17 protein-coding genes and 9 tRNA genes are annotated in these 21,866 nt (G+C 44.9%); 2 read left to right on the top strand and 24 right to left on the bottom strand.

Annotated features, from left to right (window positions below; translation table 11 throughout):
- Positions 1 to 95: 95 nt before the first annotated feature.
- The 10 genes from CTT30_RS01455 to orn form a co-directional block, all read right to left on the bottom strand.
- Positions 96 to 171: transfer RNA gene (locus CTT30_RS01455), tRNA-Gly, on the bottom strand.
- Positions 172 to 267: 96 nt separating this feature from the next.
- A tRNA-Met gene (locus CTT30_RS01450) sits at positions 268 to 344 on the bottom strand.
- A 41-nt stretch (positions 345 to 385) separates the two neighbouring features.
- Positions 386 to 461: transfer RNA gene (locus tag CTT30_RS01445), tRNA-Gly, on the bottom strand.
- Between the two features lie 96 nt (positions 462 to 557).
- Positions 558 to 634: transfer RNA gene (locus tag CTT30_RS01440), tRNA-Met, on the bottom strand.
- 42 nt (positions 635 to 676) lie between these two features.
- Positions 677 to 752: transfer RNA gene (locus CTT30_RS01435), tRNA-Gly, on the bottom strand.
- Between the two features lie 3 nt (positions 753 to 755).
- Positions 756 to 832 (bottom strand) — tRNA-Met (locus CTT30_RS01430).
- Positions 833 to 874: 42 nt separating this feature from the next.
- Positions 875 to 950, bottom strand: a tRNA-Gly gene (locus CTT30_RS01425).
- A gap of 96 nt (positions 951 to 1,046) precedes the next feature.
- Positions 1,047 to 1,123 (bottom strand) — tRNA-Met (locus tag CTT30_RS01420).
- A 41-nt stretch (positions 1,124 to 1,164) separates the two neighbouring features.
- Positions 1,165 to 1,240: transfer RNA gene (locus tag CTT30_RS01415), tRNA-Gly, on the bottom strand.
- A 179-nt stretch (positions 1,241 to 1,419) separates the two neighbouring features.
- Entirely contained in the window at positions 1,420 to 1,965 is a 546-nt protein-coding gene (orn, locus tag CTT30_RS01410) for an oligoribonuclease (protein ID WP_239876764.1), read from the bottom strand.
- 110 nt (positions 1,966 to 2,075) lie between these two features.
- Here orn and rsgA point away from each other — a divergent pair, with 110 nt between their 5' ends.
- Both rsgA and asd read left to right on the top strand, forming a co-directional pair.
- Positions 2,076 to 3,131 carry a small ribosomal subunit biogenesis GTPase RsgA gene (gene rsgA, locus CTT30_RS01405; RefSeq protein WP_252035862.1) on the top strand — a complete coding sequence of 352 codons (1,056 nt, stop codon included), beginning with the start codon at positions 2,076 to 2,078 and terminating at the stop codon, positions 3,129 to 3,131.
- A gap of 111 nt (positions 3,132 to 3,242) precedes the next feature.
- Entirely contained in the window at positions 3,243 to 4,115 is an 873-nt protein-coding gene (gene asd, locus CTT30_RS01400; protein WP_252035861.1) for an archaetidylserine decarboxylase, read from the top strand.
- A gap of 123 nt (positions 4,116 to 4,238) precedes the next feature.
- Here the strand turns inward: asd and CTT30_RS01395 are convergent, their stop codons facing one another.
- From CTT30_RS01395 to CTT30_RS01330, 14 genes are all read right to left on the bottom strand, one after another.
- Complete coding sequence (locus CTT30_RS01395) at positions 4,239 to 5,030, bottom strand: DUF1338 domain-containing protein (protein ID WP_239876767.1); 792 nt, start codon at positions 5,028 to 5,030, stop codon at positions 4,239 to 4,241.
- A 176-nt stretch (positions 5,031 to 5,206) separates the two neighbouring features.
- A complete protein-coding gene (gene astD, locus CTT30_RS01390; RefSeq protein ID WP_252035860.1) occupies positions 5,207 to 6,664 on the bottom strand; it encodes a succinylglutamate-semialdehyde dehydrogenase in 1,458 nt (485 codons plus the stop codon).
- 17 nt (positions 6,665 to 6,681) lie between these two features.
- Entirely contained in the window at positions 6,682 to 7,701 is a 1,020-nt protein-coding gene (astA, locus tag CTT30_RS01385) for an arginine N-succinyltransferase (RefSeq protein WP_239838083.1), read from the bottom strand.
- Between the two features lie 226 nt (positions 7,702 to 7,927).
- Positions 7,928 to 9,142: an aspartate aminotransferase family protein gene (locus CTT30_RS01380; protein WP_252035859.1), complete on the bottom strand. Its 1,215-nt coding sequence runs from the start codon at positions 9,140 to 9,142 to the stop codon at positions 7,928 to 7,930.
- A gap of 391 nt (positions 9,143 to 9,533) precedes the next feature.
- Entirely contained in the window at positions 9,534 to 10,112 is a 579-nt protein-coding gene (locus tag CTT30_RS01375) for an aminodeoxychorismate/anthranilate synthase component II (protein ID WP_252035858.1), read from the bottom strand.
- A 244-nt stretch (positions 10,113 to 10,356) separates the two neighbouring features.
- The gene (locus CTT30_RS01370; protein WP_252035857.1) at positions 10,357 to 10,698 is read right to left on the bottom strand and encodes a hypothetical protein; all 342 of its coding nucleotides are present in this window, start codon (positions 10,696 to 10,698) and stop codon (positions 10,357 to 10,359) included.
- Between the two features lie 23 nt (positions 10,699 to 10,721).
- Positions 10,722 to 11,063 (bottom strand): hypothetical protein, encoded by a 342-nt coding sequence (locus CTT30_RS01365; RefSeq protein ID WP_252035856.1) that lies wholly within the window; start codon positions 11,061 to 11,063, stop codon positions 10,722 to 10,724.
- Positions 11,064 to 11,076: 13 nt separating this feature from the next.
- On the bottom strand, positions 11,077 to 11,448 hold the full coding sequence (locus CTT30_RS01360) for a hypothetical protein (protein ID WP_252035855.1): 372 nt from the start codon (positions 11,446 to 11,448) through the stop codon (positions 11,077 to 11,079).
- Positions 11,449 to 11,611: 163 nt separating this feature from the next.
- Positions 11,612 to 18,868, bottom strand: a complete 7,257-nt coding sequence (locus CTT30_RS01355; protein WP_252035854.1) for an RHS repeat-associated core domain-containing protein — start codon at positions 18,866 to 18,868, stop codon at positions 11,612 to 11,614.
- Between the two features lie 807 nt (positions 18,869 to 19,675).
- On the bottom strand, positions 19,676 to 19,999 hold the full coding sequence (locus tag CTT30_RS01350) for a hypothetical protein (RefSeq protein ID WP_252035853.1): 324 nt from the start codon (positions 19,997 to 19,999) through the stop codon (positions 19,676 to 19,678).
- Between the two features lie 149 nt (positions 20,000 to 20,148).
- On the bottom strand, positions 20,149 to 20,463 hold the full coding sequence (locus CTT30_RS01345) for a hypothetical protein (protein ID WP_252035852.1): 315 nt from the start codon (positions 20,461 to 20,463) through the stop codon (positions 20,149 to 20,151).
- A 29-nt stretch (positions 20,464 to 20,492) separates the two neighbouring features.
- Positions 20,493 to 20,861, bottom strand: a complete 369-nt coding sequence (locus CTT30_RS01340; protein ID WP_252035851.1) for a hypothetical protein — start codon at positions 20,859 to 20,861, stop codon at positions 20,493 to 20,495.
- 139 nt (positions 20,862 to 21,000) lie between these two features.
- Positions 21,001 to 21,324 carry a hypothetical protein gene (locus CTT30_RS01335; protein ID WP_252035850.1) on the bottom strand — a complete coding sequence of 108 codons (324 nt, stop codon included), beginning with the start codon at positions 21,322 to 21,324 and terminating at the stop codon, positions 21,001 to 21,003.
- 161 nt (positions 21,325 to 21,485) lie between these two features.
- Positions 21,486 to 21,860 carry a hypothetical protein gene (locus CTT30_RS01330; RefSeq protein WP_252035849.1) on the bottom strand — a complete coding sequence of 125 codons (375 nt, stop codon included), beginning with the start codon at positions 21,858 to 21,860 and terminating at the stop codon, positions 21,486 to 21,488.
- Between the last annotated feature and the right edge of the window lie 6 nt (positions 21,861 to 21,866).

Raw genomic sequence — 21,866 nt, 5'->3', positions numbered from 1 at the left:
TTAATATGATTTTTGATTGGTTTATGCTTCACAGCATTAGATAAAGAGCGGTGACCAATGAGGTCGATTCAGACATTTTTGGTCTGAGAAGAATTTGGAGCGACACACGAGGTTCGAACTCGTGACCTCAACCTTGGCAAGGTTGCGCTCTACCAACTGAGCTAGTGTCGCATTTGGTTGCGGAGGCTAGATTTGAATCGATAACCTTCGCTAGGTTTTATGAATGGCTGAGCCCGACGAGCTAGCGAATCACAACACCTTAAAATTTGGTTGCGGGGGCCGGATTTGAACCGACGACCTTCGGGTTATGAGCCCGACGAGCTACCAAGCTGCTCCACCCCGCGTCCGTAATCATCATTCAAAGCATGATGAAAGCTTTTTAATTTGGAGCGACACACGAGGTTCGAACTCGTGACCTCAACCTTGGCAAGGTTGCGCTCTACCAACTGAGCTAGTGTCGCATTTGGTTGCGGAGGCTAGATTTGAATCGATAACCTTCGCCAGGTTTTATGAATGGCTGAGCCCGACGAGCTAGTGAATCACAACACCTTAAAATTTGGTTGCGGGGGCCGGATTTGAACCGACGACCTTCGGGTTATGAGCCCGACGAGCTACCAAGCTGCTCCACCCCGCGTCCGTATTCATCATTTAAGGCATGAAGAAGGCCTATAAATTTTGGAGCGACACACGAGGTTCGAACTCGTGACCTCAACCTTGGCAAGGTTGCGCTCTACCAACTGAGCTAGTGTCGCATTTGGTTGCGGGGGCCGGATTTGAACCGACGACCTTCGGGTTATGAGCCCGACGAGCTACCAAGCTGCTCCACCCCGCGTCCGTATTCATCATTTAAGGCATGATGAAGGCCTATAAATTTTGGAGCGACACACGAGGTTCGAACTCGTGACCTCAACCTTGGCAAGGTTGCGCTCTACCAACTGAGCTAGTGTCGCACTTGGTTGCGGAGGCTAGATTTGAATCGATAACCTTCGCTAGGCTTTATGAATGGCTGAGCCCGACGAGCTAGCGAATCACAACACCTTAAAATTTGGTTGCGGGGGCCGGATTTGAACCGACGACCTTCGGGTTATGAGCCCGACGAGCTACCAAGCTGCTCCACCCCGCGTCCGTAATCATCATTCAAAGCATGATGAAAGCTTCTTAATTTGGAGCGACACACGAGGTTCGAACTCGTGACCTCAACCTTGGCAAGGTTGCGCTCTACCAACTGAGCTAGTGTCGCATCAACAACGTTTTCGTCGTTTAGGGCTGCGAATTATAAGAGCATTTTTTTGTGATGCAAGTCCTTCCAGCAAAAAAAAGGCGTTTTTTTTCTGTTTGATGAAAAAGCACACAGATTAGAATATTTTTCCATCTAAGCTTGGCTTTTCCATCATCATCTTTGATAAAGAGTTGCTGATATTAGATGTTAAAAATTGTTTGGCGATAGTACTTTAACTCAGAAATTGACTCACGAATGTCATCCAAAGCTAAGTGGCTTCCTTTCTTAGAAAAGCCCTCTAATACCTCAGGCTTCCAACGACGTGTCAACTCCTTCAGTGTACTGACATCGATATAGCGATAGTGGAAATACGTTTCCAGTTCAGGCATGTGCTTATACAAAAAGCGGCGATCTTGGCCAACACTGTTACCACATATTGGGGACATCCCCTTCGGCACCCATTGCTCAAGGAATTCAATTGTCTGACGAACCGCTTCCTGCTCATTTACATCACTAGCACGTACACGCTCGACTAAGCCACTGCCAGTATGTGTGGTCGTACACCACTCATCCATCTTGGCCAGCTCTTGTTCTGATTGGTGAATGGCAAGTACCGGTCCTTCAGCTAAAATATTCAACTCACCATCCGTGACGATAGTAGCGATTTCGATGACTTTATGGGTTTCCGGGTCTAAACCTGTCATCTCGAGATCAATCCAAATCAAATTTTGATCGCTAAAGGACATAAATCGTTGCCTATTGGTTTTATGCTAAAAGAGGTACTATACCCAAATTCTGATCTTCAGGGTAGTTATCCTAGGATCCATCAAGGCGAATTAAGTTAAGTAGACAAATTGTGGCAAAGAAGAAAAAACTAACCAAAGGTCAAGTTAGACGAGTTAGGAGCAACCAGAAGCGAAAACTCACCAAGGAAGATTCCGTTCAATGGGAAGAGTCCATGTTGGGTACAGCCCAGAAAGGTCTAGTGATAACACGTTTCGGCCAACATGCCGACATTGAAGATATCGAAAGTGGCGAAGTCCAGCGCTGCAATTTGCGCCGCGGTATCGAGACCTTAGTTTCTGGCGACAAGGTGATTTGGCGCGCTGGACTGGAGTCTATGGAAGGCATCAATGGTGTTGTCGAGGCTGTTGAGCCACGTACTTCCGTTTTGACTCGTCCTGATTATTACGATGGTTTAAAGCCTGTCGCGGCTAACGTCGATCAAATGATCATTGTTTCTTCGGTATTGCCTGAGCTGTCACTGAATATTATTGATCGCTACTTGGTCGCATCAGAAACACTCAACATTTCTCCGTTACTCGTACTGAATAAAATTGACTTGCTGGAAGATGAGCAGCGAGCCTTATATCAAGAGTGGCTCAGTGAATACGAACGTATCGGTTACAAAGTACTGTTTGTGAGTAAGCAAACTGGCGAGGGTATCGCTGCGCTGGAGGCTGAACTCAAAGATCGCACCAATATTTTTGTCGGCCAGTCAGGTGTGGGTAAATCAAGCCTCGTCAACGCACTTATGCCTGAATTTAATGTCGAAGAAGGTGAAGTCTCTGAAAACTCGGGGCTAGGTCAACACACCACAACCGCCTCGCGCCTGTATCATATCCCGACAGGTGGTGATTTGATTGATTCTCCCGGAGTGCGTGAATTTGGTTTATGGCACTTAGACGCAGAAGACGTGACCAAAGCATTCGTTGAATTTCGCCGCTATTTAGGTGGGTGTAAGTTTCGAGACTGTAAGCATAATGATGACCCTGGCTGCGTGCTGCGCGAAGCCGTTGAAAGTGGCGAGATTAGTGAAATACGCTTCGAAAACTATCATCGCATCCTCGAGAGTATGGCGGAAGTGAAAGCCAACCGTCAGTACTCACGCAGTAAAAAAGCCGATCTGTAACGGCTTCTTGCACAAATCATCGGTGCTAGATACTGACTTCGTTAACAAATTTAAGTAGTATCTCGCGCCCAAAAGTAAGCAAACATACAGTTAGCATTGGAATTAATGACAATGGATAAGATAAAAGTTGGACTGCAATACTGGATCCCTCAACACGGCTTAACCCGTCTCGTCGGTAAGCTGGCATCCGCAAAAGCTGGCGGCCTAACCACAGCTATCATTCGCTGGTTCATCAAGCAATACAATGTCAACATGGACGAGGCTAAGCACTCAGATCCCAAGCACTTCAAAACTTTCAACGACTTTTTTGTTCGTGAGTTGAAAGAAGGCGCGCGCCCGATCACTGAAGGCGAGTCTATTATCACCCACCCTGCAGATGCATGCGTCAGTCAGTTTGGTCCAATTACTGACGGCAAGCTGATTCAAGCAAAAGGTCACGATTTTTCAGCGCAGGAGCTACTGGGTGGCGACGCTGAGCTAGCAGAAGAGTTCGCCGACGGTGAATTTGCAACACTTTACCTGTCACCACGTGACTACCACCGAGTCCATATGCCATGTGATGGTACACTGCGTCAGATGATCTACGTGCCGGGCGATCTGTTTTCAGTCAACCCTCTGACCGCTGAAAATGTCCCAAACCTGTTTGCTCGTAATGAGCGTGTGGTGTGTGTCTTCGATACCGCATTTGGTCCAATGGCTCAAGTGCTGGTGGGTGCAACGATCGTCGGTAGTATAGAGCAGATCTGGGCTGGCACGATTACCCCACCACGCGGCAATACGGTCTACAAATGGGATTACCCAAGCGAAGGGGACAAAGCCGTGATTCTTAAGAAAGGCGAAGAAATGGGCCGTTTCAAGTTAGGTTCGACCGTTATCAACCTATTTGCTAAAGACGCGATAAAATTCGACGATTCCATGGCTAACGGCCAAACAACGGTGATGGGTACGCCTTATGCCCATCTGGCCAAGCAAGAACAAGAATAAACAAAACAGCCCCGACTATCGGGGCTGTTTCATTCTCTATCAGCATTGTCGAGTGAGCAGGAACACTCCATGACTGGCTACCTGCTCAATTCTCTCAAGCGAAGTGTACTTTAGGGCTTTCTACTAACCGTTAGTACTTTCGAAAATCTTGTCAGCAGAAGCGGCAACAAACCCAGGGTAAAGTTCACCGTTGCTCATTGGGTAACGCTTAGCAAACTCATAGAAGCCACCAGGAACCATCTCAGTACCTTCAGTGAAGGTCACTGGTACTTTATCTGCCATAGTAGAAGACTGTTCAAGCAGCACATCCGGCGAGCCTTTCACTTCACCGCCTGATTCATTGATCGTAAAGCCAGCTTCACGTAGGTGGTCATTAACACCTTTCACTTCTTCAAAAGCGTCCAGCTGATTTACACTAACCGTAAAGTGGTTAGCACCGTAGCCGTGTGCCGCTAGCCAAGAAGCGTATTCACTCTCTTTTGCCAGCAGCTGATAATCAGAAAAACTCAGATCCCATAGACGCCCACCAGACAAGAACTCATGACCTTTTAGCTTATCGGTGTCCAATTGCTCAACCAGCTTGGCAACGATGGCCTGAAGCTCTGGAGAACACTCGTTCACTTTTAGTTCACTGATAAAAACTTTTGGCTGTTTCGGGTCTGGATGCTCAAAGTGCTTCGCCACTAACTTCTTACTTTCGAACTCGTAATCACCGCATGGCTTATAGCCAACGTCGATAAACGGTTTGGCCAGAGTCTCAATACCTAGAGGTGCGACATTAAATGTACGCAGCGCAATGTGGTCATTAATCAATGGCTCATTTTCCTGAAGCAGATGGTGAACTTTATCAGCAGAGGGACATAAGCGTTGAATATAGTCATTCCATAACGACTGGAATAAAACTTGTGGCGTCATAACGCCTCCTTGTTTGGGGTTGTCTACGTTAACGGAGTTATATTTATTGTTTATATAATTTTATAAATGAGGCTATCTGACCAAATTTGTCCAGAAATCTGATCAGATAGCCTTCAACCTGTGACGTTTAAAAGCCTCCCCAAAAGGGAGGCGTAAGGGAAACCCTTAAAATATTTTTATAACTCAACACCCGGGCTCAATGTAGCAGGCAGTAGAGTTTCCCCACCTTCCATTGATGCCATTGGGTATGCGCAGTAATCTGCTGCGTAGTAAGCACTTGGGCGTAAGTTACCCGAAGCACCTGGACCACCGAATGGTGCATCACCGCTTGCGCCAGTTAGCTGACGGTTGCGATTGACGATACCTGCGCGAATGTGGTCAACAAAGTAATCCCACTCGCTGTCATCGGTTGAAACCAGCCCCGCCGATAAGCCAAAGCGCGTATCGTTTGCCAGTTCAACGGCTTTCTCTAAGCCTTGGTAACGCACCACTTGCAGTAGTGGTCCAAAATACTCTTCATCTGGCAGATCAGCGATTGGTGTTACATCAATGATACCCGGAGAAACAAATGCTGCTTCACCCGCTTTCGCTTCCAGCAAGCTCACACCGCCAAGGCTTTGCAAGTTTGTTTGCGCATTAAGAATAAAGTCAGCCGCTGCTTTAGAAATCTGAGGGCCCATAAATGGTGCAGGCTCAGCAAATGGCTGATCAACACGAATCTTTTGTGTTGCTTCAACCAGCTTGCTCACCAGTTGATCACCTTTCTCACCAACAGGTACGTAAAGGCGACGGGCACAAGTACAACGTTGACCTGCACTAATGAAAGCAGACTGAATAATGGTATACACGGTTGCATCCAACTCGCCATAGTTCTCAGAGATCACCATAGGGTTGTTACCACCCATTTCTAGCGCCAACATTTTACCCGGCTGCCCTGCAAACTGACGGTGCAGGATATGACCTGTGTTTGCACTACCCGTGAACAATACGCCATCAATACCTTTCGAATCTGCCAGAGCAACACCAGTTTCCTTCGCGCCCTGAACAAGGTTGATTACACCTGCTGGTAAGCCTGCTTGTTGCCATAGTTTCATCGCGAACTCGCCAGTGAGTGGCGTTTGCTCTGAAGGCTTAAACACGACCGTGTTACCAGCAAGTAGCGCCGGAACAATGTGGCCATTTGGTAAATGACCAGGGAAGTTATAAGGGCCGAATACCGCCATCACACCTAGAGGGCGGTGACGTAGAACAATCTGGTTGCCTGCCGCTTCACGTGTTGCTTCACCCGTACGGTCATGGTATGCACGAATAGAAATCGCAATCTTACCCGCCATCGCAGCCGCTTCTGTGCGTGTTTCCCAAATAGGCTTTCCGGTTTCTTTTGCAATGATTTCAGCGATTTGCTCGCTGTTTTCTTTAACTTTTTCGGCAAAGGCCAGAACGATAGTCTCACGCTCAGCATAAGTCATTTTCTTCCAGCTAAGGAAGGCGCTGCGTGCTGCACTGACGGCCGCTTCAACCTGCGCAGGCGACGCACTGTCACCTTGCCAGATTACTTCATTGTTGTATGGGCTAGTCGAGTTCATCGCTTCGCCTTGCCCTGCAAGCCACTCGCCTGCAATCCAATGTGTCATGTTTCTGTTCCTTTCGATTACTGAGCTAGCATGCGAACGTATTCGCCTTCGTTGACTTCCAATGCTTTGGCAACATCCGGTGATAGAATCACAGACTCAGAAGCTTGGTCATACGCGGCTTTAGCAGCCACGGCACGGAAGTTTTCAAACGACGTGTTTGAGATAAGGTAATCTTGCGAGCTAGTGTGCTCAGCAATGGTGATTTTCGCGCGGAATGAGTGGCGCACCGACTCAATATTACGCACATCACACTCTACCGACGGGCCGCCATCAAAGATATCGACGTAGTTACGGCAAGTGAAGCCTTCTTTCTCAAGCAAGCGCAATGCAGGCTTGGTATTTTCGTGAACCTGACCAATTACGGCCTGAGCCTCTTTGCTCAGCAAGTTGATATAAATCGGCAACTTAGGCATTAGGTCGGCGATAAAGCCTTTCTTGCCGATACCCGTCAGGTAATCGGCCATAGTGAAATCAATCGAGAAGAAATGCTCTTGCAACCACTGCCAGAATGGCGAGTTACCATTTTCATCGGACACGCCGCGCATCTCAGCAAACACCGTTTTAGAGAAACGATGTGGGTGCTCTGCCATCATGAGAAAACGACATTTAGACATCAAACGGCCATTTAAGCCACCACGGAAATTCGGGCGCAAGAACAAAGTACAGATCTCACTGCAGCCTGTGTAGTTATTACCGAAGGTCAACAGTTTAACCACATTATTCACCCCCAATTTTGGTGATGAATGCACTATGGTACTGATGTGGTAAGAATAAAATGGAACATCCCAACCAATTGAAGCTTCAATACCAGTACAACCAGCCACTTCACCAGTTTCACTATCGAAACCGACCATTAAGTAACCTTCGTCACCCGGTTCCGTTACATTAGGCTTGGCAAAGCTGTACTCAGAATGAGTAATACGATTGGTTAACAGTTCCTCGTTAACCGGAAGAGATGTGAATCCATGACCCGACTCAACCGCACAAGTGTGCAGCGCATCGTAGTCCGACATTGCTATAGGGCGAACAACCAGCATCGATACTCCCTCCTGATGCAGGATACCAATGCTATCGGTCATCTATTTGTTGTTGCTGGCAAATCGCTAATCACTACGTTGTAGTTTTTGAAGTTAGGCTCGCTAGCTTGCTGCAAGCTACGCCTTGTTCTAAGCAATTTTTCCTGAGTAACTACCCAAACACATGACCGATAGCACTGGTATTGGGAGAACTGTTGCGATACAGCTCTCCCAGTTTGTTTATTTATTATTTAACTAGAGTGGCGAGTGCTTTATCTAGTTTTGCTAATCCTTCTGCGATTTCTTCTTTGCTGATAACCAGTGAAGGCGTAAAGCGAACCACATTTGCGCCAGCCACTAGCACCATCAGGCCTTCTTTGCCTGCTGCAACCAGTACATCTCGCGCGCGGCCTTGCCATTCATCATTCAGAGCAGCACCAAGTAGAAGACCTTTACCTCGTACTTCAGCGAAGATTTGGTATTTATCATTAAGTTTAGTTAATCCGTCACGGAACAGCGCTTCACGCTCTGCAACACCCGCTAGAGTTTCTGGTGTGCTGACAACATCAACAACCGCTTCAGCAACCGCACACGCGAGTGGGTTACCACCGTACGTTGAGCCGTGCGTACCAATTTTCAGATGTTTAGCCAGCTCTGTAGTTGTCAACATCGCGCCGATAGGGAAACCACCACCGAGCGATTTCGCTGTGCTCAGAATATCTGGTGTGACACCCAGACCTTGGTAAGCATAGAAGTGACCAGTACGACCGTTACCCGTCTGAACTTCGTCAAAGATAAGCAGCGCGTTGTGCTTATCACACAATTCACGAACCGTTTGAACGAACTCATCAGTTGGAGAGATGATACCACCTTCACCTTGAAGCGGTTCCATCATGATCGCACAAGTACGGTCAGAAATGTGCGCGCGTAGTGCTTCCACATCATTGTATGGCAGATGAGTAACATCGCCAGGCTTAGGACCAAAACCGTCCGAGTAAGCCTCTTGGCCACCCACTGTGACAGTAAAGAAAGTACGACCGTGGAAGCCTTGCTTGAACGCGATGATTTCAGATTTCTCAGGACCAAACTTGTCAGCCGCATAGCGACGTGCCAGCTTTAGAGCCGCTTCGTTTGCTTCTGCGCCTGAATTAGCGAAGAACACTTTTTCTGCAAAGCTCACCTCTGTCAGCTTCTTCGCCAAGCGAAGCGCAGGTTCGTTTGTCATGACATTACTGAGATGCCACAGTTTTTTGCCTTGCTCCGTCAGAGCGTTAACCATTGCAGGGTGACAATGACCCAGACAGCTCACGGCGATACCACCAGCAAAGTCGATGTACTCTTTGCCTTCCTGATCCCAAACACGAGCACCTTCGCCCTTGACTGGAACCATTTCCATTGGGTTATAACAAGGGACCATCACCTCATCAAACAAACCGCGTTCTACTTTATTTTCGACTGTCATTGCACATTCCCTCTCGATACCGCATGCCAGGTAATTTTTGCATCCTTGCTTTCATTTAACGAAAGCACATATTGTTTTGCATTTCAGCAATTACGGCATTGTATTTACATTTAATTAACCATTTCAATAGTGAATTATTCTTTTTACTTCACCACTAAAAGCCTGTTCTGCATCAGCGTTGAGTATTTATGCATTAAGCCACTGCTTTTATGAAGCAATATATTCTTATAACAAAGATAAGCTGTAGTTAAGCATAGTAATAACAAGGGCGCAGAGTCAGACAGAACAACGCCTGCGAATAGTTTTTCACATAATATCCGTGCGCAAAAATATGAAAGAAATGTTAAAAAAAGTGATCTCAATCAGGGTTTATTGAGTCAAAAAGAGAGGGTTAGCGACGTAAAAAGTTAGCAAGTAGCTCATGCCCTTGCTCGGTTTTGATCGATTCAGGGTGAAATTGCACCGCATCAATAGGTAATGTTTTATGCTGATAGCCCATAATTTCATCCATCGAGCCATCTTCGAGCTCCGTCCAAGCGGTGAGCTCAAAACACTCGGGTAGCGTACCGTTTTGTACCACCAGCGAATGATAGCGCGTGACTGTGAGAGGGTTATTCAAACCAGTAAAGACGCTGCACCCATTGTGTCGAATTGGGGAAGTTTTTCCATGCATCACCTGACGAGCTCGCACCACTTTACCACCAAACACCTGAGCAATTGCTTGATGGCCTAAGCACACTCCAAGTATCGGCAGTTTACCGGCAAAGTGTTCGATCACTTTCAGGGTGATCCCTGCTTCATTGGGAGTACACGGCCCTGGTGAGATCACGAGATGAGTCGGCTGCATCGCTTCAATAGCTGCAATGTCTGTTTCATCGTTACGCACAACTTTTACCTCTACACCCAACTCGCAAAAGTACTGGTACAGGTTATAAGTAAAGGAATCGTAGTTATCGATGATTAACAACATGGGTCAGGATTGGTAGTAATAAAATTGGCTCGTCAGGGGCGGTATTGTGCAATACCAAGATGGAAAGGCAAGCAATAACTCCGCAATCGATAAAAATAACGCCAGCATAAGCTGGCGTTATGGGTTTACAGTCATCTAGGCTAGCGATCTATTTTAATGTAAGCAGCATTGCTACAATCATTCCCAGCATAGTTATGGACCATTACTTTGGCGCACATTGGAAATGCGGTTCCACGTATCCTTGTTATTTCTCTACGATACCTACGTAAACAGGACCTGGTGCACTTCCGTAATGAGGAAGGTTGCTACAAGTATATTGATCACCATTGTAATAAGTTGCAATACTCTTACCAGTTGATTGCGCTGTCAGTAATACGCTTAACATCCCTTGACATGCTTCAGGGCTGACCCCTTTCCAATGTTTCTCAATATTACACATCACGGTATAATCATTCCGGTATGCGGTATACACATTGATACTGCCGTCAGCATATTGGAGAATATTTTTCACTGTACCGATGCAACCAATATTTGCTATTGAAGGTGTACTAAATAGAATTGCTGTTAGTAGTAGTATTTTTTTCATCAATGTTTCCTATATTAAAATGATTATCTCAGCGAGCCGCGGCAATATTCGACCTGAATAGTGTTCGTCCCACAGCCACTTTTGACAACACAAGCCACCGCCTTGTTTTCCTTTGACATATGCATCAACCATGAATACATGGCATAGAAATGTGGTGCATTCATATCAAAACTAAAATAACGTGGAGTTTGCCCTGCACACGTACCATGAGTACCGTTTCCATTGATTAAAAATACTCCCTGGGTTCCTACATGAACATATTGAGGAACCCCCATTGCAATCCAGTCTCCATTTTTACTGGCATTAATAGCAAACGCTTGGAATGAAAAGAGAAAGAGTGAAGTTAAAATTAGAAGTCGTTTCATTTTGCATTGTGTCCTACTGGAGTAATGGCGGGTTACCAAGGGTGATGTACCTTGCTTTACAGTAGCTAGAGTATTCAACTGAATCGTCAAAAGAGACCGACACCTCTTTACCTGCCATAAACGCGCCTAAAATCATTGAATAAGCAGAACTGTCGGTTGCCGCAAATAACACCGTATTACTAGGAGTCCATAGTTTACATGTTCCAGCTTTATCTACGCCTTTTAACGTAAACCAGAACGCTGGCGGTCTCCAAGAAGTAATCTCACCGCCGTCATGGGTGCGAATATATTCAATTTCACCTTTTACAAATCCTTTCTCTGCATTCGCTACTACAGAGAAAAGTACTAAAGGGACAAGAAAAATTAACTTATATAATGTTTTCATATTTTCACTTAAGGGGTTAATAAATTATTACTTAATTATCTATATCTGAATGTTTTTTTATGCTTAGCATTCGGTTGCTTCTCCCTACCATCAATAAAACTTATTTTTGAGAAGAAAAAGCAATAGTTGCTAACATCATTAATCATTAAAGAACTAATTCTCATCATTGATTCCACTGGGTAGAATATCCAGGAACAGTGTCCTTAGAATGGTTAGCCGATACACCATTCAACACGTTAGGGATTAAACTGGCAGGGCTCGATACAATAGTCGTATTGGGACGAAGTATCGACATTAGGGCAGTGCCACAAATTAAGTCCAGAGAGGCACAGGACCCGCGGCTCCCTGCAGCCGGATAGGCAAATCCCGGCAATGAAAGAAGATAAGAAGACTTAATATAGCCATGCCGCTGTAAATTATTGGTTCTCCAAGCGCCTAGCGAATGACCAATAAGGTGACCGTTTTTTGTCCCTTCTCTTACAACTTGAGATGAGACCGCATCCAGTAAACCTTGAACGTTTAGTAGTGAGTCATTGATATCCCAAAACACACCTAATCCTGGCTTAATAAACCGGCTCGTAAAGCCTTCTACATGTGATTTATTACTGTATGAGCCACCGGCAATAGACAAGCCCGCTTTCGAATTTAGTCCAAGAATTAAATTAAACTCTTCTAAGCTCATCCCCCAACGAGCCGCATGCCGTTGCAGCTCTGCTTGAGCTAAGTATTGCAACGAACTACCCACGCCATTTTGAACCATGGTCCCGATGCTTGCTCCCCAGTTACCCTGAAGAAACATTAAGGCTTGCCCTAACTTAGGATCTTGTGAGCCAGCGACCATAGTGCCCGCTTTTATCGCAGATTGTTGCACTGTTAAATCCGCACCTGAGCTACCGAAAACCCATTGCGCACCTCCGGCTACGGCTGCCGATTTAAGTGAATCTGAAGAGGAGACACCATGAGCTCTATTAACTTCATAAGTCCCAACTGCTGCACATGCTGGTGCCCACGGCCCGCAGAATGCAGAACCAGCAGTAATAATGGCTCTAGCAATGCCATAATCTATTTTCTTAATCACTCTCCTTACTATTTTTTTCAAGGATTTGAAAAAGTAGCCACTTGGATCGGTATAACTCAGCGGATTATTAAGCACATAGCTATATCGATTGAAACTGCCAACTGTATAAAGCTGTTGAACAAATGGGTCCGGGCTAATAAATCGCCCCAACTCTTGATCGTAGACTCGTCCATTCATATGAACTAAACCAACTTCGGTAATGTCTTCATGTCCGGTATAACCGCGGTTGGTAATGGCGTTTTGTACCACCTCCAATGGCCCATTATCAGACCACGCGACGTTACGCTGCTTACCCCAAGTATCGTAACTGCGGCGCTCTACCACTAAGCCGTAGCCATCGGTGATCATATCGACTGAGTTCAACGCATCGTAATGAAGGTAGCGGACTTGTTTATCTTTAAGCTGGCTCTCACCATCGTCAGTGTGAGTATTCAGAGCAATCAACTTGCCATCGGCATAAACAAAGTGTTTGTGCTGCACAACCCCTGTATTGGTATCCTTGACTCGCTCATAGCTCTTGCCAAAGTAGAAGGTTTCAATGCCGTCGCTGTTCTTCTTCAGATAACGATTATGGTTAGCGTCATAGAAAAACTCGACGGTTTTACCGTTGCGGGTGATCTTGTTTGGCTTGTTGAACTCCGTCCATTCCAGCTCTCGCTCGTTGGTCGAGTTGCCATCCGCCCATGCGCGCAGCATGTTACCGTTATCGTCATATTGGTAATTCAGCCCATTGGCTTTTGTCACGGCATGTGGCCCTGCCTGCTGGCCACTGTAGTGGTAGTCTCCAATGTCGGATTTATGGATCAGATTGCCCAGCTTGTCATAACGATAATGAAACGGCCCTGCTAAGTCTGGGTTGTTTACTCCGTGTTGCACTTTATTCGCCAAACTGATGGTATTGCTGGTGACGCGGTCTAAACCATCGTACGTCCAAGTATCGGTGATGCCCAACTGCTCATCGTATCGGTAGGTCACGTTGTTGTGATTGTCGTAGCGATACTGAATAAAGCGGATATTACGCCCTTGGCTGGTACTTGCAGAGAGGCGCGGATCAAACAATACGTTCGCTTTATGGGTGGTAATATAATTCGGTCGACCGGTATTGGCATCATGGCTGTAGGTGTTAACTAAACCATTACCCAGCGTTTCCGACAATGTATGATCGTACGCATCGGTTTCACGACGCTGCCAGTAGTAAAGGTAGGCAGGGTTATCTAATGACGCTTCCATTTCTGACTGAGTCAGAATCATATTGAGATGATCAGCCTGGCTCGATTGCTGAGTATTCTCACAATGATTACGAGAAGAGGCCTCTAGCTGATCCCCGCCTAACTGATTCGCATATTCACAGTTCAAACCACTCAACTCTGCCACTTTTTCTGACAGGTTAATCAACTGGCTTGCCAAGTCGGTGTAGAACTTATAGCGAGTGTTGGCCACTGTTGCAGCTTCAGATAAGTCATCGGCAGCAAACAACAGCTCGTCACGGGTTTCACTGTCCGCCTGAGCAATATAGATATCGTTGTTGCTCATTAAATCTTTCTGACCGTTACTGTCATAGTCAGTCAGTAAGAAGTCATGTGAAGCACTCAAGCTTTGCGCATTAAACTCCGAAGCTGGCACCGTATGAACGGTCGCATTGTAGTTGCGGATTCCCGGTTGAGTATTGGCTAAGGTGGTCGTTAGGCGATAAATCGCGCCTTCCAGCGTAATATCCAGTGGGATAGAGACATCATCATGAAGCAGTACCCAAGTTGCTGGGCGTAAGTAACATTCACCTTGGTCGTTACACCACTGCTTATAGCGATAGCCGTCACCCAACAAAGCTTGCGAGGAGGCATCCAGATTGTGCACGTTAACGGTTTTGCTGTTGTACTCAGCCGCCTTAGTGGTAAAGAAGCTTTCCTGAGTGGCGTAGCGCTCTGCCTTAGTGAGGTAAACATTGGCTTGTGCTATCGCATCATTCAGCAGCTCACGAATACCTTCACGGAAACTGGCACTGGTAAAGACTTCATCTGCATAATTTCGCGGGCTGCGTACCCCTGCGACGTAGCCATAAGGGTTATAAACATATTCAACTGCTAGGCGATCATTGCTGTTGGTGCTGCTCAATAACTTGGCCGCACCGGCAAGCGTGGTATCGATGCCGTTTGGTCGAACTTCCCTAGCAACACGCTCGAACTTATCGTAGAAATAATGGGTACTGAACTTCTCGTCACCAACTTGAACGGCGACTTCTTCAGTAAGACCAGCAGTATTGTAGTAATAGTCCGTTTCACTGCCATTACCAGCAAAACCAGATAGGGTGCCAAGCGCGCCGCGTTCATCGTAACGCCAGGTAGACACATTACTCCCTTCGGTCTGCTTCACTTTTCGGCCAAGGTTATCGTACTCAATCGTGGTGATCGTTCCTTTCGCATCGCGCTTGTAAACCAGTTCGCCCGCTGCGTTGTAGTTGTAACTCCACTGGCCCATATCTGGGTCATCCAACGAATGACGATGACCTAAATTGTCATAGCGGATGTGAGTCGTGTTACCTGCGGAATCCGTGCTTGAACGTAGTTTTCCATCCGGATAGTACTGATAGGTTTGGTATGCACCATCTGGCTCTTCTTTACGTAAAGTATGACCCATCACATTCGTTACTGTCGTATGAATAAAGCCTCGTGCATCTTTAACACTGGTCTTGTATCCATCATAACTTGTGTCGAAAGTGGCGATTCCCCCAGCATTGGCAGGCTCTTGCTTTTGAATTTCTCGGTTTAAGGCATCATAAGTAAAAGCCACTCGAGGTGCCGAGGCACTGCTACCAACAAACTGAGGTCGAGAAAGGCTAACTTTTCGACCATTGCGATCCCACCGAGTATCGACCACGACCAACTGACCGCTAAAGCCAGTGTGCAGTTTACGAATTTCTCGGCCTGCATAGTCAAAAAATGTCATTACCTGGCCACCAGAGGCGGGGTTAAGAGTAACGCAGCTCACCGTCTGACTTGTTGAGTGCGGACCACATTGCTCTCCCAGTTGGTATTGGGTGAGATTGGTATTCCCCGTGCCGGGCAGAGATTCACTAATTACACGACCAAAAGCGTCATAAGTAAGGCTCTTGGTACGGCCTTTCAATGCACCAATTGATTGGCTCAGCAAGCCTTGAGCATTAAATTGAGTAAATGAGACATGCCCTAATGCATTGGCCGATTCTGTAACGTATAACCCTTGACTGTCATATTGAGTGGTTGAGATTCGCGCAACGAGGTCAGAGCCTTCTACGCTTTGCGACACAACATTGCCCCATTGATCATTATGATAGCGATTAGTAACGCTTTTACCGCCTGACGCAATATCACTGCTTGACTCATAGTTAGAGCTATTCACAGAACTGGAAATCAAAAAACCATGGTTATCGTAGTGATAACTATTACTGGTCGTACGGGTCAGTTGAGTTGTATCGTCGGTTATCGTAGCTGTTGACGTGACCACAGCGCCAATTTTCCAAAAGCTATCACCCGTTTCCGTGACCAGTTCAGTACGTGTCGTCCTTGAGGTAGTGAACTCCATATTTCCATCACCGTCAAAATCACCAATCGCGTAGCTACCACATGATTTCGGGTTAGCGGTATTAAAATCTGCGGCGGAAGAGTGGATTAACGTTCCAGCGTACACCGTGAGCCCATCTAGATCAGTGCTAGATTCTGTGACTTGATACTTAAAGTAAGAGTCGTAACGTTGTAGCACTAAAGGAATATCGACATCGCTATGAATGAGAACGATATGATCATTGGCTTTAAAGTAAACGTCACCGTTCGCGGCACAATAACGCCCAAGCCCCGCTTTGAAAGAGCTCAGCACGGCCGCTAGATTATCGATGTTGCTGACTGCCGAAATATCATAAATATGATGATTGTTGTTCACACCAGTTGAGAGGTAATCAAGCTTATTCGTTCGAGTAAATTGACCTGCGCCATCAAGCTCACTTGAAATAACGGTTGTCTCTTCAAGCAAATTCCCAAAGCGGTCCATGATACTGCTCATGGTCTCTTTTCTTTCGACCACATCACTGTTCAAGCCATACTGACTTTTAACAACTTTGTCTGCGTACACTTGGTAGTACTTAGCGTTATAGCCTTGACGAGTATGCAATTTGTATTGGTAACGATTCTCAGCGACTTTCTTACCATTTTTAAAGATTTCGACCTCAAGTGGCTTGCTGGCTATCGCAAGATCTTCTTGCTCAAACGTGGTTTTAGTGGTCGTGATAACATCCGCATCTTCTGTTTCAGTCATCATTTTAAAACCTAAGAAGCCTCCTCCATTAAGATGCGTCTTCGCGTCTTGATATTGGTAGCGATGGTGAGTCGTAGCATAGCCTTTTGGCGCTTTAACCATACTCGCGACTAAATAGCGCCTTGGCGTTATCACTTGAAATGGGTATGAGCTGATATTAGAAGCCGTGTAAACACTGTTATCACTGGCAGCTTTGTAAGTCACCGTATAATCAACACCCACTTCAGAAAAATGCGTAATTTTGTCTTGGGCATGCTGCGAGGAATAGCGAATATGAGCTTTAGCGTTGTTACCATCAGCACGAGTTAATACATCCGGCCAGCCATCGCCATTCACATCTTGAACCGAATAAATCTTTTCGCCGGCATCGAGAAATACGCTGGTCGAAAACTGGTTATTCTGAGTGTTTTGGTAGAAGTAACGGCCATAGCCCAATTCTGGGTAACCGTCATTATTTAAGTCGGAGAAGTAGATACTCTTATCGTGTGAGACGCTATGACTAATAGCAAAAGGAGAATTAAATGATTTACCATTAAACAGGTGAATGTAGAGTTTACCTTTCGATGTTCCTGAGCCCATCACCACATCAAGATAACCATCAGCATTCACATCAGCAAACGACTTTAAAACTCGTCCCTCCGCAGAGGGCAACGTTTGCCAAGCCCCTCCCGTTATTCGATAACGATATCCGCCATTTGCCACATCAAACTTATGTAAGTCATCAATCCCATCACCATTGATATCAATGGTTGCGTAACCTTTTTGATAGGTCTCAACACCGTCACCATTAAAGTCACCATAATTCACGCCATTGGAAGCATATTTGCAGCTATCACCTGAACAGGTATTAAACTGACAATAGTGACCTAATTGACCATTCCCCTTGTTATACGAACTTGCGGTATTGATACTACATTGGTTCAAAGCAACACTAGGCGAGATGACACTACCACTCAAGCTGTATGACTTCACATTGGTATGTGTTACACCGTTTAAGCCTCTGATTGACATGGTGCCATTGCTGTTACGGCTCAACTCACCGTACGTTTTTACTTGCCCATTTGCCTCTAAGTATCTGGGGCTATTAAAACCTGTACTTGTTGCCCCACCTAGCCCCGGATGACTTCGACCAGTCCAAGTAAAGCGAATATCACTAGAGCACTGGCCTTCAGCACAGTAATTAATCTTGGTCAGTTGGCTGCGAGAAGTCGTAGGAGACGTCTGATAAATGAGATCATATGTGCCAATTTTCTCTCCTTTGCTGTCAAAGGTTTCGATCTGCTTTAGTCGCTCTGTTCTATTAAGTTGCTTACCGCCAAGATAGTGAGAAGTTGTATCTGAGCGGTTTTCATAAACAAGGTTAACTTTTCCCCCAACGTAGGTGATCTGTGTGAGCTTATGTTTACCCGCCCCATTGTCTTCGCTGTAAACAAAATTGATATGATTTGCCTTACTGGCATCCGTAATTCGATTCAGTGCCCATTTATATACATCGAGTTGTGTGGGGAGTTCGACTCGCGAGTCTTCCGTTACACCATACTCATAAATAGAGCCGTCCTTGTACCAGACCTTAAAGCTCGATGGCCCTTTTCCTACGCGACCAAACGACACAATCTTGGCATAGCCATTATTTTCCACTCGATATTCCGTCAGGTCTTCGCCGTCCCTACCTGAAATCGCGATCAGCCTTTGTCCATCAAGGCAGAATCGGTCATTGTCATCAAAATTCACCCCACCCCGACGACCGTCTTTATATAAGCTCTTACCACAACGAGAAATCGAAGATAACCCGCCTAAGCTCCACCCCATTCCAAGCATGCCATTAGGGGAATCACTGCGATACTCGATACTTAACCTAGGTTGATGGCCCGCTCGGCCCGGTGCTACTGAGATGGGCAATGAGTAGCTTGCTTGGCTGCCTGAGACCGAAAAGTCACCTGATAGTTTGATGCTTTTTCCAGCCTCTAAGGTGAGAGCCAAAGCAGAATAAGAAAAGACGACTGCTAGAAGTAAAACTACATGTACTGCATAGATAAGGGGAAAACGATTCGATTTCATATAAGCCACTGCGGTTATTTTCTTGATTTGGATTTGTTGACCACTCTAAAAACTCAGAAAGCTATCAATTTGAGCTGTGTATGAGGCATTTCTGAAGCAAACGGTGAGGAAAATCACTGCATTTTATTTTGGGGACGGCTTTCGACGGTTTTTATTCAAACCCAAGCCATCAATTGATGATAAAAATAAAGGCGCTGAGTGTATGGTGTGTAAGACAGTGGTAATAAAAACGAGTAAAACCACGATAGGGAGATAGTGTATTTGAGTCATCATTGATTTCACTCTGGTGAAAAGTGGAAATGGGCTACACTTCCACCCCATATTGTTATCTAATTAGCAGGAAAAATCATAATACACGTGAATAATAATTGACCTTTAAATAGATTCAAATCAAAAAAACATAGATACGATTCAAATCACAACCAATATGAAAAAATGGTACTTTGGTTTAGTTAGTCAAATAAATCCCGTTAAGATCTGCGCTCTACTCTATAAAATGCTTTAATTTGATACGCACTGTTGAATACTCAAGTAGGAACCAGCGTAACCGACCTGTTAATTCAAATAAGACATGTAAAAGCGGTATGGTTACTACAAGCTTGCTCTGAAACAGCCTTGTACAACCTGAAGCACCTGTAAGGAAGGAAATTAAGCCTAAGCTTAAATTGATGATCTCGACTCCATGGTTAAAGAGCTGCTATGCATTATTCATCATCCAGCTTGTCGTTACTCATATTTTCAGATAATGACATGTAAACATTGTTCAAGCACCAAGCTATAACTTGGGGGTTGTATATAAGAGGCAAATTACTCAGCTTCCATTTGAATGACATAATCCATGCGAAAGTGCCCGCTATCTTGACAAACTCCACGCGCTTTTATTGCCTTACCAGTAGCCTGAGATGCCAGAACAAGACTCAGCACCGCGTCTGCAGCAACGGCTTCATTTTTGTGTAAGAAGACATAAGCCGCTTTTTTACAACTCTCAGCCCCCCACCCATCGGCCACTTTAAAATAGTATGTACCATTAGTGGTGATATGGACTCGCTCTACTATATGTGGTTCTGTCCACTCTAAAGAATAAGCAACCGAACTCATTAGGGAACACACAATAAAAAATAATCGCTTCATTAGATAGCCTTTAATAGTTAATTTATAAGTGGTTAACTATTTAATCTTAAATATAACCACCACTCGTAGATACAACTCAAATCACAACGAATATGAAAAAATGGTACTTTGGTTTAGTGAGTCAAATAAATCCCATTAAGATCTGCGCTCTACTCTATGTACAACTCTTTAATCCGATACCATCCACCTTCACACCCTTCTATCACAATTTTTACCGTATCTTGCGTCGCTTTCGCTGAAAGTAATGCGGATTTAAAAATATTTTCCGATGTCCCTAACCCAGCCCATCCATTGCTGTTTGCGCACTGACCTGATGTTTTTGCATTCGGGAAACCTTGCTGAAGACTCACTGCAATTGTTCCGTTAGGTTTAACAAAAACACCTTTTATAGTGCCAACATCCATTGAGGATCCAGCAAAAGTGGATGAAGATATAAACAAAAGAGCCAAAAGGATTTTTTTCATGATTAATTCCTTATGTAATTTATAAAACGTTAATAAATAACCATATAGTCAAGCTGACAATCGTTGGAGCCTTCAACAATACGGGCAAATACCTGTTTTTCTGATGAGTGAGCTGTGAGCAACATACTGTAAGTGTTTTTAAAGTGAGTGTGAGATTGTTTTAAAACGAAATAAACACCTTCTCCTAACTTACAATTAAGCTCGCTGGGCACATCTCCTGGCACTTTTCCTGGTGGCGGGAACTTAATGCTTCCATCTCGGTGCAAATAAATAGAGTCAATTTTTCCCACACAACCACTAGAACGGCAACCTTCGAAAGGCGGCGTTCCCGCTAATGAGCCACTTATATTTATAGATAAAGAAAAAAGTAGAAATAATAGGGTATAAATTCTTTTCATAACGTCACTATTAAAAGGTCATTTAAAATTTATTTTATTGCTAGAAAGCTATTAATCTAGTCAACATCCAAGCCCAAATACTCAAGCTTGCAGGCCGTAGCACTTTTTATTGTGCCGTAGTGTCGAGTTTTTCTGGTTACTACCGCGCATAAACCACGCTAAATATTTTACATACAGGGGCAGTAGTCCCCGACCATCGTTGGTCTTCATAGGCAAATATTGACATTGGTGTATTGGCTTGGTAGGCAGCAAGTAACATACTTAAAATCGATTCATAGCCTGGGCTGACTTTATCTATAAAATATCCAGTGCTACATTGCTGCCCGTTAGTTTCCATACTAACAAAAACATCACCATGAACAGAATAAGCTTGTATTCTTTTAATCAGTCCAGTTGGTGATTCTTCTGTTGCGCTTACACCGAAGCTAAGCAGTAGAATAAGAAAGGTAAAATATTTTTTCATTTTAATCTATTAATCTTGATTAAGGTAATTTAGTTAACTGGTTTTAGTCGCGCTAAGAATGGCGTTAAAGATATAACGCCAAATTAATTTAGTCACTCAGTGGAGGTTCCTTCCCTTACTAGAAAATCAACTAAGGCATGTAACGGAAAGATCGGCACCATTTACATTTCAATCCAAATCCATTTTACAGGTGAAGACCTAACTTCTAACTCTCCCCAATCACCCGACAGACGATACTGATCATTTAACAATTGAAAAGTGTCAATATTGCCATAATCTTCCTCACCAGAAACATCTTTAAATGGAGTCTCGTTTTTACTTATCCATTTGACGCACTTCAAGCCTTGAAAAACTATCTTTCCTTTCTTATAGCAATATTGCTCACCGCTTTCAGGAGACCTATATAGAGGATGATTTTCCGTTAAGACCGCTTCAACAATAAAAGAAATTTCATTGTAAGATTCACAAATTCTCAATACGAAACTATCTTCCAAATAAATATCAGCAAAGTCTTCCCAGTCATAATAACTACTCATTACAAA

The organism is Vibrio coralliilyticus (assembly GCF_024449095.1).
GTDB classification, from domain to species: domain Bacteria; phylum Pseudomonadota; class Gammaproteobacteria; order Enterobacterales; family Vibrionaceae; genus Vibrio; species Vibrio coralliilyticus_A.
The sequence above is the reverse complement of the archived record's forward strand: the minus strand, read 5'-3'. Positions and strand labels throughout refer to the sequence as shown.